This window comes from Oceanicella sp. (assembly GCF_056449545.1).
Map to the genome: position 1 here is coordinate 13,126 of NZ_JBWOMN010000070.1, position 13,483 is coordinate 26,608.

Genomic DNA, 13,483 nt, shown 5'->3' on the forward strand with positions numbered 1-13,483 from the left:
TCCTTGCCTTGGAGTCTTCGCCTTTACGGCGCGAATGTCAGCCACAGCGCCCAGAGCGCCGCCAGAACCGTCGGGTAGAAGCTCGCCGCGAAGCCGAAGGCGCGCGCGGTCGGCGAAACGTGATAGCCGATCCAGAACGCCGCGCGGGCGATCACGAACCCGCAGGCCAGCGCCGGGATCGCGCCAAGCCGATCCTCGGGCAACCGCATGGCCAGCGCCGACCAGATCATCACCGCCAACAACGCCTGTTCCGCGGTGTTGGTCAATACGCGCAGGTTGATTTCCGCGCCCGAGCCCGCCGCCGGCGCCTCGCCGTCGATGATCGCGTCATCGAAAAACCGCGTGCGCGCCATGTTGCCGATCATGACCAGCAGGGTCAGCCCGGGGGCCAGCATCCACCATGCGAGCAGCGCCAGCGGATCGCCCGCCACCGGCCACAGCGCCGCGCCGCCAATCAGCAGCGCCGCGGCCCACAGCCCCCCCGCCGCCATGCCCAGCGCGATGCGCCCGCGTTTGCCGCCCGCACCCCCCGCCACGCCCTGCCCGCCCGCCATCTACTGCGCCGCCGCGCGCGGCCGCGAATCCCGGATCAACCCGAGAATGTTGCGCGCCGCGTCCGGAATGTTGGTGCCGGGCCCGAAGATCGCCTTCACCCCGGCGTCATGCAGAAAATCATAATCCTGCTGCGGGATCACCCCGCCGCAGATCACGATCACGTCGTCCGCGCCCGCGTCCTTCAGCGCCGCGATCAGCTTGGGCGCCAGGGTCTTGTGCCCCGCCGCCTGGCTCGACACCCCGATCACGTGCACGTCGTTGTCCACCGCGTCCTGCGCCGCCTCGGCCGGGGTCTGGAACAGCGGCCCCACATCCACGTCAAAGCCGATATCGGCAAAGGCGGTGGCGATCACCTTGGCCCCGCGGTCATGGCCGTCCTGCCCCATCTTCACCACCAGCATGCGCGGGCGGCGGCCCTCCTCCTCGGCGAATTTTTCAACGTCGCGCTGGATGGCGGCGAAGGCGGCGTCGCCCTCATAGGCGGCGCCGTAGACCCCGGCCAGCGTCTTCACCTCGGCGCGATGGCGCCCGAACGACTTTTCCATGGCGTCTGAAATCTCCCCCACCGTGGCCCGCGCCCGCGCCGCCTCCACCGCCGCTTCCAGCAGATTGCCCTCGCCGGACCTGGCCACCCGCTCCAGCGCCGCCAGCGCCGCGTCGCAGGCGCCCTGATCGCGGGTCGCGCGGATCTTTTGCAGCCGCGCGATCTGGCTGTCGCGCACCGCCACGTTGTCCACGTCGAGAATGTCGATGGGGTCCTGCCTGTCGAGCGTGTACTTGTTGACCCCGACGATCACCTCGTCGCCCCGGTCCACCGCCGCCTGCCGGCGCGCGGCGCTTTCCTCGATCCTCAGCTTGGGCATGCCCGAGGCGACGGCCTTGGTCATGCCGCCCATCGCGTCCACCTCCTCGATCAGCTTCCAGGCCTCGTCGGCGAGCTGCGTGGTCAGGCTTTCCACGTAATACGACCCCGCCAGCGGGTCGATGACGTTGCAGATCCCGGTTTCCTCCTGAAGGATCAGCTGCGTGTTGCGCGCTATCCGGGCCGAGAAATCCGTCGGCAGGGCGATGGCCTCGTCCAGCGCATTGGTGTGCAGCGACTGGGTGCCGCCCAGCGCCGCCGACATCGCCTCGTAGGCGGTGCGGATGATGTTGTTGTAGGGGTCCTGTTCCTGCAGCGACACGCCCGAGGTCTGGCAATGGGTGCGCAGCATCAGGCTTTGCGGTTTCTGGGGGTCGAATTCCTGCATGATCCGCGACCACAGCAGCCGCGCGGCGCGCAACTTGGCGGCCTCCATGAAGAAATTCATGCCGATGCAGAAGAAAAAGCTCAACCGCCCGGCGAAGCGGTCCACGTCCATGCCCTTGGCGATCGCCGCCTTCACGTATTCCTTGCCGTCGGCCAGCGTGAAGGCCAGTTCCTGCACCAGGTTCGCCCCCGCCTCCTGCATGTGATAGCCGGAGATCGAGATCGAATTGAACCGCGGCATTTCACTGGCGGTGTATTCGATGATGTCCGCGACGATGCGCATCGACGGCTCCGGCGGGTAGATATAGGTGTTGCGGACCATGAATTCCTTCAGCACGTCGTTCTGGATGGTCCCCGACAGATCGGCGGTCGCGCAGCCCTGCTCCTGCCCGGCGACGATGAAACTGGCCAGAATCGGGATCACCGCGCCGTTCATGGTCATGGACACCGACATACGATCGAGCGGGATGCCGTCGAACAGGATCTTCATGTCCTCGACGCTGTCGATGGCCACCCCGGCCTTGCCCACATCGCCCTCGACGCGCGGATGGTCGCTGTCATAGCCGCGATGGGTGGCCAGGTCGAACGCCACCGACAGCCCCTTCTGCCCGGCGGCGAGGTTGCGCCGGTAAAAGGCGTTTGACTCCTCGGCCGTCGAAAACCCCGCATACTGGCGGATGGTCCAGGGCCGCCCGGCATACATCGTCGCGCGCGGCCCGCGCAGATAGGGCGCGATCCCGGGCATCCCGCCCAGCGTGTCGGCGCCCTCCAGATCCGCCGCGGTGTAGAGCGGCTTCACCGGGATGCCCTCGGGGGTGTTCCAGACCAGATCGTCGGGATCGCCGCCCTTCAGCTCCTTCTCGGCCAGGCGGCGCCAATCGTTCAGGTCGGGGGTGCGGGACTCTGTCATCTGAGACCTCCTTGCCGCGCGTCGGCGCGCTGGAATTGCGGATTGCGCGCGGCGTCTTGCGCGCGGCGCGCATTCGGTGCGGGGTCGTCGGCGTCGACGCGGCGAATGCCCGCCGCGCCGAGCCGCGCCAGCTCATCGGCCAGCCCGGCGGCCAGCGCGGCGCGCTCGCCGGCGCTCCAGGGCGCGAAGGGACCATGCGCGGCCAGGGGCCAGCGCTGCGCCAGCGCCGCGCGGGTCTTGGGACTCACCCGGCGGCCCGCGGCGCGAAGGCGGATGATTTCAGCGATCGCAGGACCGGACAACGCCCGGTTCTGGTCGCGCCGCACGGGATCCAGATCATCGGCGGCGGCGCCCACCAGCGCGCGCAGCACCCGGCGCGGCCGCGCCAGCGCCAGGTCGTGCCGCCAGATCACCGAGCGCGGAAACGCCGCCCGCGCCGCGCCCAGCACCGCGCAAAACCGCGCCGGAACCTCCAGCATCCGCGGGCGCAGATCCTCGAAATCCGGCTGCGCGCGGCGCTCTGCGGCATAGGCGTAGCAGGAGGCGATCCAATCGCCGGGATCGCGCAGGCAGATCGCCGCGCGCGTGGGCCAGGGGGCCAGCGCCTCAGCCAGCAGCTCCAGCCGCGCCTCGGCGTCGTGATAAAGTCCGCACGGCGCGAACATGGCGTCGAGCCGCCCCAGCATCTGTTCGTCCGACAGCACCAGGCGCGTCGCCCCGTCGCGCGCCGCGCGCGCCGCCATGTCGCGAATGCGCGCCGCGGCCCAAGCCCGACGCGCGCCGGCGAAAAACCGCGCCCCCGCCGCCATGTCCAGCGCCCCGCATATTCTGCGCCGCAGATCGGGCGTCGGCGGCGCCGCGACGCCGCGCCGCTCAAGCGCCGCGCCGCCCAGCGCCATGGCGCGCTGCAAGGCCGATGTGCCGGTGCGATGCGCCCCCAGATGCAGCACGATCCTCACGACGCCGCCCCCGTCCGCGCCGCCCCCGTCCGCGCCGCCGCGATCATGGCCGCCGCGCCGCGCCGGCGCGATCGCGGCAGTTTGCGCTCGCACCCGGCGCGACAGGCGTTAGATTGCATCCCATGAAGATCACCCACACGCCCCCGCCCGGATCCGTCACGCGCCGCGCCTTCTGCCTGCTGGCCGCGCCCCTCGTCCTGGCCTGCGCCGCGCCGCTCGCGGCGCAGGACAAGGACCCGATCGCCGAATATCTCTGGGAAAAGCGCCTGGTGCTGATCTTCGCCGATTCCCCGCGCGACCCGCGCCTGGCGCGCCAGCTCAAGGAACTCGACCGCGAACCCGAGGAGCTCGACGCCCGCGACGTGGTGGTGATCGTCGATTCCGAACCCGGCCCCTCGCGATTCGACACCACGGCGCTGCGCAGGAAATTCCGCCCCCAGGGCTTCAACGTGCTGCTGGTGGACAAGGACGGCGCGGTGAAGATGCGCCGCCCGGTGGTGGTCACCGCCTATGACGTGATGCGCATGATCGACCGCACCCCGCTGCGTCAGCAGGAACTGGGCCGCCGCTGACCCCGGCGCCCCGCCGCGCCAGCCGGCGCCCGGGCGGAGCCCGGACGCGCGCCCCGCATCCCGGGCGGCCGCGACGCCGGCAGGCGGACGCGGCCGCCCGGGATGCGGGGCGCGCGTCATCTCACGCGAACTCCATGATCACGTCGTCGACCGCAAGGCTGTCGCCCGCCGCGGCGTTGATCTTCGAAATCACGCCCTGGCGCTCGGCGCGCAGCACGTTCTCCATCTTCATGGCCTCGACGGTGCACAGCGCCTGCCCCTCGGCCACCTCCTGCCCTTCCGCGACCGCCAGCGACACGATCAGCCCCGGCATCGGACACAGCAGCAGCCTGGAGGTGTCGGGGGGTGATTTTTCCGGCATCAGCGCCGCCAGCTCGGCGGCGCGCGGCGGCATCACCCGCACCTTCAGATCGGCGCCGCGATAGCGCAGCCGCCCGCCGCCGGCGACCGCATCCACCTTCAGCGTCATCGGCTTGCCGTTGACCGTCGCGCGGCACAGGGTCTGGCCGGGGGTCCAGTCGGTCTCGACCCTGAACGCCGCGTCGCCGATTCGGGTCTCGCCGTCCCCGATCTCCACGTCGAACCGATCGCGCCCCAGCAGCACCACCCAATGGGGATCCACCCGGCGGCGATGGTTGCGCATGGCGCCGGAAATCCGCGCCGCGCGCTCCTCGATCCGCATCTTCATCTGCGCCGCCACGGCGGCAAGCCTCGTCAACACCTCGCGCGACAGCTCCACGCCCGCGAACCCGTCGGGGAACTCTTCGGCGATGAAGGCGGTGGTGACGTCCCCGGCGATGAACTTGGGATGATCCATCACCGCCGCGCAGAAGGGCAGGTTATGGCCGATGCCCTCGACCTCGAACCCGTCCAGCGCCTCGCGCATCACCTCCAGCGCCGCGTCGCGATCCGGCCCCCAGGAACACAGCTTGGCGATCATCGGGTCGTAGAACATGGAAATCTCGCCGCCCTCGAACACCCCGGTGTCGTTGCGCACGGCGCGCTCCGCCTCCGCGATCTCCGCGGGCGGCCGATAGCGGCTCAGCCGTCCGATCGAGGGCAGGAAATTGCGATAGGGGTCCTCGGCGTAGAGCCGGCTTTCGACGGCCCAGCCGTTGATGCCGATGTCGCCTTGCGTCAGCGCCAGCGTCTCGCCCGCCGCCACCCGGATCATCTGCTCCACCAGATCGATGCCGGTGATCAGTTCGGTCACCGGGTGTTCGACCTGCAGCCGCGTGTTCATTTCGAGGAAATAGAAATTGCGATCGCCGTCGACGATGAACTCCACCGTCCCGGCCGAACAGTAGTCGACCGCCCTGGCCAGCGCCACCGACTGCTCGCCCATGGCCTTGCGGGTCGCGGCGTCGAGAAACGGGCTCGGGGCCTCCTCGATGACTTTCTGGTTGCGCCGCTGGATGGTGCATTCGCGTTCATTGAGCCACAGGCACGTCCCGTGCGTGTCGCCAAGCACCTGGATCTCGATATGCCGCGGCTGGGTGATGAATTTTTCGATGAAGATGCGATCGTCGCCAAAGGACGACTTCGCCTCGCTGCGCGACAACTGAAACCCTTCGCGCGCCTCGTCGTCGTTCCAGGCGATGCGCATGCCCTTGCCGCCGCCCCCGGCGCTGGCCTTGATCATCACCGGATAGCCGATCTTCCGGGCGATCTTCACCGCCTCCCCGGCATCCTCGATCAGCCCCATATGGCCGGGCACCGTCGACACCCCCGCCGCGGCGGCGAGCTTCTTCGAGGCGATCTTGTCGCCCATGGCGTCGATGGCGCTGGCCGGCGGGCCGATGAAGGCGATCCCCGCCGATTCGAGCGCCCGGGCGAAATCGGCGCGCTCGGACAGGAACCCGTAGCCCGGATGCACCGCCTCGGCGCCGGTCTGGCGGATCGCGTCCATGATCCTGTCGATGACGATGTAGGATTCGGCGGCCGGCGGCGGGCCGATATGCACCGCCTCGTCGGCCATGCGCACATGCAGCGCGTCGCGATCCGCGTCCGAATGCACCGCGACCGTGGCGACGCCCATCTTCCTGGCGGTCTTGATGATCCGGCAGGCGATCTCGCCGCGATTGGCGATCAGGATTTTCTTGAACATCTCAGGCTCCCGGACATGCGGAAAGAACGGCGGGACGGGCCCGCGCGCCGGTTTTCGGATTCTTGGAACTGGGCCTCGGCGAGGCAGCGCGCGTCAGGCGTCCGGGTCGTCGGGCAGGATCACCATCACGCCCCACAGGATGCCGACCATGGAGAAGGTGACGCCAAAGGCTCCGGCCAGCATCAGCACCACGATCCAGCCGTCGGGCGAGGCTTCCACCCGCGTCCCAAGCCCGCCGATGTCGAGCCACAGCAGCGCCAGCAGCACCGTCCAGCCCGCCATAACCCCGGTCAGCGCGTGGCGCAGCACATAGCGCAACAGCCGGTAGGGATCCTTGTCCCTGCCCTGTCCGCCGGCGGGTTTTCGATCGCGCGCCATCTTCGGCCTCCGCCGCCCCATCGCGGCATGACCGGTAAATAGCGCCCCCCGCGCCGCGTTCCAACCGCCCGCGCCGCGTCATGACGCCACCTTCGGGAAATTCCGGCGCACCTCGTCCATGTCCAGCCGCAGCAATTGTTCATAGGAGGCCGGATCGAACGGCTCCACCGCCGCCACCTCGCGCCCCAGCAGCCAGTTGAGCCGCCCGGCGTCAAGATTGCCGCGCTCGAAAGGGTCCTCGCCGAACTGCGCGATCAGCGCCGCCAGAAACAACGCGTCGGCCTTGCGATCCGCCGGGCGGCGATCGGCATAGCGTTCCCGCGCCTTCAGCGGCGTCGGCCTGTCCTGCGCGCGGCGGATGGTGAACTGGAAATCGGTGCCGGGCGCGCGGCTGGGAAAGCCTCGGTGTTTTAGCATGACGCGCCCCTCAAAGCGGAATGTTGTCGTGTTTCTTCCACGGGTTTTCGAGTTTCTTGTTCCTCAAGGCAGCAAACGCCCGCGCCACCCGCCGCCGCGTCGAATGCGGCATGATCACCTCGTCGATGAAGCCCTTTTCCGCGGCCACGAACGGGTTGGCGAACCGGTCCTCGTAATCCGCCGCGCGCGCGGCGATCCTGTCCGGATCGCCCAGTTCCGAACGATACAGGATTTCGGTCGCGCCCCTGGCGCCCATCACCGCGATCTCCGCCGTGGGCCAGGCGTAGTTGATGTCGCCGCGAAGATGCTTCGAGGCCATCACGTCATAGGCGCCGCCATAGGCTTTTCGGGTGATCACCGTGACTTTCGGCGCCGTGGCCTCGCCATAGGCGAACAGCAGCTTGGCGCCATGCTTGATCACCCCGCCGTATTCCTGCGTGACGCCGGGCAGGAAACCGGGCACGTCGACGAAGGTCAGGATCGGGATCGAAAAGCAGTCGCAGAACCGCACGAACCGCGCCGCCTTGCGCGATGAATCGATGTCGAGGCACCCGGCCAGCACCATCGGCTGGTTGGCGACCACGCCCACGGTCTGGCCCTCCAGCCGGATGAACCCGGTGAGGATGTTCCGGGCGAAATCCGCCTGGATCTCGTAGAAATCGGCCTCGTCGGCGGTCTTGCGGATCAATTCCTTCATGTCATAGGGGGTGTTGGGATTGTCCGGGATCAGGCTGTCGAGCGAGGGCTCGAGGCGCGCCGGATCATCGAAAAACGGCCGCACCGGCGGTTTTTCCCGGTTCGAGGCGGGCAGGAAATCGATCAGCCGGCGAATCTCGCTCAGCGCCTCCACGTCATCTTCGAAACTGCCGTCGGCGACCGAGGATTTCGTGGTGTGGGTGCGCGCGCCGCCCAGTTCCTCGGCCGTCACCACCTCGTTGGTCACGGTTTTCACCACATCCGGCCCGGTGACGAACATGTAGGAGGAATCGCGCACCATGAAGATGAAATCGGTCATCGCCGGGGAATACACCGCGCCGCCCGCGCAGGGTCCCATGATCACCGAAATCTGGGGCACCACGCCCGAGGCCATGATGTTGCGCTGGAACACGTCCGCATAGCCGCCGAGCGAGGCCACGCCTTCCTGAATCCGCGCGCCGCCGGAATCGTTCAACCCGATCACCGGCGCGCCGTTCTTCATGGCCATGTCCATGATCTTGCAGATCTTCTGCGCATGGGTTTCCGACAGGGATCCGCCGAACACGGTGAAATCCTGGCTGAACACATAGACCTGGCGCCCGTTCACCGTGCCCCAGCCGGTGACCACGCCGTCGCCGGGGATCTTCGTCGCCTCCATGCCGAAATCGGTGCAGCGATGGGCGACGAACATGTCGTATTCCTCGAAGGACTCCTCATCGAGCAGCAGTTCGATGCGTTCGCGCGCGGTCAGCTTGCCCTTGGCGTGCTGGGCGTCGATGCGCCGCTGGCCGCCGCCAAGCCGCGCGGTGTCGCGGCGGGTCTCTAGCTCGGCGAGAATGTCTTTCATGGCGGCCTCCCGGCTGGTTTTCCTGGCGCGGATGTCTGGTTTGCGCCGCACCATACAGCGCCGCCCGACGCGGCGAAACGCTTGATCCGCGGAGCTGCGTAGCTTATGCATATTCCGCCATGCGAATTGCGAAACTGCGAAGAGCCCCGGGACCGCCCATGCGCAACCAGAAACTCTACGCCGGGGTCGAACTGCGCGAGACCCGCCGCGCCAACGGCCTGACCCAGGCCGGCTTCGCCGCGCGGCTGGGGATATCGCTGAGCTACCTCAACCAGATGGAAAACAACCACCGCCCGGTATCCGCCGCCGTGGTGCTGGCGCTGGCCGAACATTTCGACTTCGATCTGTCGCGGCTTTCGGTGGGGGAGTCCGAGCGCATGGTCGTGGACATGCGCGAGGCGCTGGCCGATCCGGTGTTTGCCGGCGCCGCCCCGCCGCTGGCGGATCTCAGGCTCACCGCCACCAACGCCCCGGCGCTGGCCCGCGCCTTCCTCGCCCTGCACCGCGCCTATCGCCAGTCCAACGAGCGCCTCGCCAGTCTCGACGACGCGCTGGGGCGCGCCGAATCCGGCCTCGCCCCCCAGCCCTGGGAGGAGGTCCGCGATTTCTTCCACTATTGCAACAACTACATCGACGCGGTGGACCGCGCGGCCGAGAATTTTTCGCGCCGCGCCGGCATGTCCGGGCGCGAGAAGCTCGCCAGCGGCGCGGCCTGGCTCGCGAACAGGCACGGCGTGCGCCTCGCCTTTGCCGATGACGCGCCGCTGCGCCGGTTCGACGGCGATACGCTGACCCTGTCGGCGCGCGCCGCGCCGCCCTCGCAGGCGTTTCAACTGGCGCATCAGGCGGCGCTGATCGCCCATGGCGACCTGATCGAGGCCTCGCTTGACCTCGCCGGATTCCAGACCGCGCAGGCGCGCGAGATCTGCAAGATCGGGCTGGCCAATTATTTCGCCGGGGCGGCGCTGCTGCCCTACGCGGATTTCCTCGCCGCGGCGCGCGAAACCCGCCACGACATCGAGATGCTCGCCGACCGCTTCGGGGCCTCGCTGGAACAGGTGGCGCATCGGCTCTCGACCCTGCAGCGCCCGGGCGCCAAGGGCGTGCCGTTCTTCTTCGTGCGCGTCGATCGCGCCGGGACCATCACCAAGCGCCACTCGGCCACGCGGCTGCAATTCGCCCGCTTCGGCGGCGCCTGCCCGCTGTGGAACGTGCATCAGGCCTTCGAGACCCCGGGCGCCATCCTGCGCCAGCTGGCCGAGACCCCGGACGGGGTGCGCTACATCTGCCTTGCGCGCGACGTGACCAAGCCCGGCGGCGGATTTCGCCGCCCGACGCGGCGCTACGCCATCGGGCTGGGCTGCGAAACCCGCTATGCCGATCAGCTGGTCTACGCCGACGACCTGGACCACGGCAACCCGGCGGCCTATGCGCCCATCGGCATCAGCTGCCGCATCTGCGAACGCGCCGACTGCCACCAGCGCGCGGTGCCCCCGGTGAAGGCGGATCTGGTGGTGGACCACGACACCCGCGACGTGCTGCCGTATCGTCTGGGCGGCGGTTAAGCATTTTTTTGTTCTGTCGGCCTAGCCTCCGAGCCTGAATTGGCCTGGAGACGCCGCGTGAGACAGACGCCCGAGGACGCATCGCCGAAAAGCGCGACGCCGCGAACCGCCCCCGCGGAACGGGCGCCGGTGGTGCTCGTGGCCGACGCCTCGCGCCGCGACGCCAGCCAGTGCGCCGGCTTCCTGACCCGCGCCGGCTACGCGCCGCGCGTGGTGCAGGGTCCGGCCGAGGCCGCGACGCTGCTGGGCGGCGGCGCGACCGGCGGCGACCTGCTGCTGCTCGACCTGGGGCTGCCGGGCGAAGGCGGGCTCGGGGCGCTGCTGGCCTCGCGCGACAACCCCGGCGGCACGCCGTGGATCGCAATGGCCGCGCCCGACGCCATCGATCTCGCGGTCGAGGCCACCCGGCGCGGGGCATTCGACTTTCTGGTGCGCCCGATCGACGAGACCCGCCTGCTCGCCGCCGCCGCCGCGGCGCTGCGCGCGCGCAGCGGCCCCGACGCCCCGGGCGCCGAACCCGGCGCCCATCCCGCCACCGCGCGGCTGATCGGCGCCAGCACGGCGATGCGCAATCTCAGGCGCCGCGTCACCCAGCTGGCCCAGTCCAACGCCCCGGTGTTCATCACCGGCGAAAGCGGCGTCGGCAAGGAACTCTGCGCCGAGGCGATCCACGCCGCCAGCGCCCGGCGCGACGGTCCGTTCAACGCCATCAATTGCGGGGCGATCCCCGGCGAGCTGCTGGAATCGGTGATGTTCGGCCATGTGAAGGGCGCCTTCACCGGGGCCCATGCGGACGCCGTCGGCGCGGTGCGCGCGGCGCAGGGCGGCACGCTGTTTCTTGACGAACTGTGCGAAATGGCCCCGGAACTGCAGGTGAAAATGCTGCGGTTTCTCGAATCCGGCGCGGTCACCCCGGTGGGCGCGGCGCGCGCGCGCCCCGTCGATGTGCGCATCGTCTGCGCCAGCAATCGCGACCCGCAGGAGGAAATGGCCGAGGGCCGCCTGCGCCGCGATCTGTTCTACCGGCTCTACGTGCTGCCCCTCGAAGCCCCGCCGCTGCGCGCGCGCGGCAATGACGCGGCGCTGCTGGCCGAATTGTTCCTGCGCCGCTTCGGCGAGGAGGAAGGCAAGAGCTTCACAGGCTTCGCCCCCGAGGCGCTGGCCCGCATTTCCTGCGCGCGCTGGCCGGGAAACGTGCGCGAACTGATCAACGCGGTGCGCCATGTGGCGGTGTTCGGGCAAGGCGGGCTGGCGGGGGTCGACCTGCTGCCCGACATGGCGCTGCTGCCGCCCCCCGAACCGCCGCCCGCCCGCCCCCTGGGCGCTGGCGACATGGGCCATGGCGGCGTCTACGGGACCGGCGCGCGGACCGCCGCGCGCGATGGCGCGTCGGCGCGCCCCGACGCGCCGCGCAGCGCACCGGCTTCGGGCGCGCATGATCCTGACCCGACGCCGCATGACGCGCAGCCCCGGCCCGCGACGCCCGATGCCGGCTTGCCGCGCGGCGCGTCGCAGGTCGCGCGCGCCCGCGACGCCCGCGACGCCTCCAACGCCCTCGATCCCGGATTGCTGGGCGCGCCGCCCGCCGCGATCCGCGCTGGCGAAAACGAGGCCGATGACGAGGCGCAGCGCCAGCTCTCGGCGCAGAACGAATTGCGCGCGCGTCGCGCCGCCGCCGACAAGCTGGTGGGCCTGACCCTGCTGCAGGCGGAACGCCTGATCATCGAGGCCGCCATAGACGCCTGCGGCGGCAGCCTGCCCTCGGCGGCGCGGCTGCTGCGGGTCAGCCCCTCGACCCTCTATCGCAAACGCGACAGCTGGCGCTGAGCGCCAATGCGCATTGACCCGCCAAAGCCCGCAACGCTAAGACAGCGCGGCGGGCCCGTAGCTCAACGGTCAGAGCAGACCGCTCATAACGGTTTGGTTGCAGGTTCGAATCCTGCCGGGCCTACCATTTTTTTGCTTTGGCTCAAGGATCTGGGGATTCGCCGGTCGGAATTTCCCGGTCGGCGTTCGCGCCCGCCCCGATGGCGCGAGGCCCCGGTTCGGCGCAGAATCCGCGACCCGGGACGGGGCGATGGCGGGACGGCGCCCATCAATCGCCGCCAATGCATTTTTCCGATCGCCGCGGCGAGGACCCCATGCCCGCCTGCGCCATGCTCCGGCAGCCGCGATCGAGCGCGAACCGATCCGGCTCCAAACCACCCGCGCGCGGCGTCAAGAAGGCGCGCGGGGTTCGAAAAACCCGCTCCTGGCCAGCGCGACAAGGCGATTGATCCCGCCGCCGCGCCGTCATCAGCCGCGCTCGGCCCCGAATCCCCGTTCCCGGCGCGGCGGATCGCCCGGGGCCGCGGCGGGCTGACCCGCCCGGCGTTCAGGCCCGGTTGGCGGCCATCTCGCAGGCCGGCGCGCGGCGATAGGTCCAGATCCGCGCCGGGGGCAGGTTGCGCAGCACCGTGTCCATGTGGCTGACCTCGTAGCGGCTGGCGCGGGTGGGCGCCGGCGGGCGCAGCCCGTAGGAAAACTGCACCAGCGGCCGCCCCGGCGCCAGCAGGTCGAGCGCCCGGTCCACGAAGCGCACCCGCTGGATCAGCGGAAATGTCAGCAGCGGCAGCGCCGAGAGGATCACGCTGAATTGCCCGATGCCCAGATCCCGCGCGATGGCGGCGATGTCGAACGCGTCGCCATGGACGAAATTCACCCCGGGATGGCGCCGCCGCAGCCCGGGCAGAAAATGCGCGCAATACTCCACCGACACCAGCTTTTCAGGCGCCAGCCCGGTTTCGAGGATCGCCCGCGTGATCGCCCCCGCGCCGGGGCCGAATTCCAGCGCCGGCAGGTCGCTGTCGGGTTGGACCTCGCGCGCCATGATCCGCGCCATGGTGCGGCTGGTGGGCGCGATGGCGCCGATGGTCCTGGAGCGGCCCAACCACCCCTTGTAGAATTCGAGATTCATTTCCAGCCTGTCGGCCAGCTTGTGACGCGCCCCTGATCGCAACCCGCTATCTCCCGCTTCTTCGTCTGCCCGCGCCATGGCCATGCTATCACAGGTTGTCGCCGACAGGCGAATGCAACGCGCGACCCATGGGCGCGGCCGCCAGCGCGCGCCGCCCCATGCGGTGACATTTGGGCCCGATCGGCGCGGATTGCAAATGCCGCCCCGCCGATGGCGGCCGGCGCGGCTCAGCCAGGGGCGATCGCGGCCCGCGCCTGAGCGCAGGTCATCGC

At 69.8% G+C, this 13,483-nt stretch carries 11 protein-coding genes and 1 tRNA gene; 4 read left to right on the plus strand and 8 right to left on the minus strand.

The features are described 5' to 3' along the window. Positions 1-23 precede the first annotated feature (23 nt). Genes AC1HC7_RS09715 through AC1HC7_RS09725 form a run of 3 tightly spaced genes read right to left on the minus strand, consistent with a single transcriptional unit; the run spans position 24 to position 3,673 of the window. The gene (locus AC1HC7_RS09715; RefSeq protein ID WP_479498973.1) at positions 24-554 is read right to left on the minus strand and encodes an MAPEG family protein; all 531 of its coding nucleotides are present in this window, start codon (positions 552-554) and stop codon (positions 24-26) included. Next, positions 555-2,714 (minus strand): methylmalonyl-CoA mutase, encoded by a 2,160-nt coding sequence (scpA, locus tag AC1HC7_RS09720; protein WP_479497575.1) that lies wholly within the window; start codon positions 2,712-2,714, stop codon positions 555-557. It lies immediately after the preceding gene. Then, the gene (locus tag AC1HC7_RS09725; RefSeq protein WP_479497576.1) at positions 2,711-3,673 is read right to left on the minus strand and encodes a hypothetical protein; all 963 of its coding nucleotides are present in this window, start codon (positions 3,671-3,673) and stop codon (positions 2,711-2,713) included. The genes scpA and AC1HC7_RS09725 overlap by 4 nt, the downstream gene beginning before the upstream one ends. A 122-nt stretch (positions 3,674-3,795) precedes the next feature. Between AC1HC7_RS09725 and AC1HC7_RS09730 the strand changes: the two genes are divergently transcribed. After that, on the plus strand, positions 3,796-4,245 hold the full coding sequence (locus AC1HC7_RS09730; RefSeq protein ID WP_479498974.1) for a DUF4174 domain-containing protein: 450 nt from the start codon (positions 3,796-3,798) through the stop codon (positions 4,243-4,245). A 121-nt stretch (positions 4,246-4,366) separates the two neighbouring features. Here AC1HC7_RS09730 and AC1HC7_RS09735 read toward each other — a convergent pair whose 3' ends face one another. From AC1HC7_RS09735 to AC1HC7_RS09750, 4 genes are all read right to left on the minus strand, one after another. Then, positions 4,367-6,352, minus strand: coding sequence for an acetyl-CoA carboxylase biotin carboxylase subunit (locus tag AC1HC7_RS09735; RefSeq protein WP_479497578.1), 1,986 nt, complete (start codon positions 6,350-6,352; stop codon positions 4,367-4,369). Between the two features lie 93 nt (positions 6,353-6,445). Next, entirely contained in the window at positions 6,446-6,730 is a 285-nt protein-coding gene (locus tag AC1HC7_RS09740) for a hypothetical protein (protein WP_479497579.1), read from the minus strand. Between the two features lie 78 nt (positions 6,731-6,808). Continuing rightward, complete coding sequence (locus AC1HC7_RS09745; protein WP_479497580.1) at positions 6,809-7,147, minus strand: hypothetical protein; 339 nt, start codon at positions 7,145-7,147, stop codon at positions 6,809-6,811. A 10-nt stretch (positions 7,148-7,157) separates the two neighbouring features. Then, a complete protein-coding gene (locus tag AC1HC7_RS09750) occupies positions 7,158-8,690 on the minus strand; it encodes an acyl-CoA carboxylase subunit beta (protein WP_479497581.1) in 1,533 nt (510 codons plus the stop codon). A gap of 158 nt (positions 8,691-8,848) precedes the next feature. Between AC1HC7_RS09750 and AC1HC7_RS09755 the strand changes: the two genes are divergently transcribed. The 3 genes from AC1HC7_RS09755 to AC1HC7_RS09765 all read left to right on the plus strand — a co-directional run bounded on the left by AC1HC7_RS09755 (position 8,849) and on the right by AC1HC7_RS09765 (position 12,209). Next, positions 8,849-10,255 (plus strand): helix-turn-helix domain-containing protein, encoded by a 1,407-nt coding sequence (locus AC1HC7_RS09755; protein WP_479498975.1) that lies wholly within the window; start codon positions 8,849-8,851, stop codon positions 10,253-10,255. A gap of 57 nt (positions 10,256-10,312) precedes the next feature. Beyond that, entirely contained in the window at positions 10,313-12,082 is a 1,770-nt protein-coding gene (locus AC1HC7_RS09760) for a sigma 54-interacting transcriptional regulator (protein WP_479497583.1), read from the plus strand. 51 nt (positions 12,083-12,133) lie between these two features. Beyond that, positions 12,134-12,209, plus strand: a tRNA-Ile gene (locus AC1HC7_RS09765). A gap of 420 nt (positions 12,210-12,629) precedes the next feature. Here AC1HC7_RS09765 and AC1HC7_RS09770 read toward each other — a convergent pair. Next, positions 12,630-13,253, minus strand: coding sequence for a class I SAM-dependent methyltransferase (locus AC1HC7_RS09770; protein ID WP_479497584.1), 624 nt, complete (start codon positions 13,251-13,253; stop codon positions 12,630-12,632). Positions 13,254-13,483: the final 230 nt, after the last annotated feature.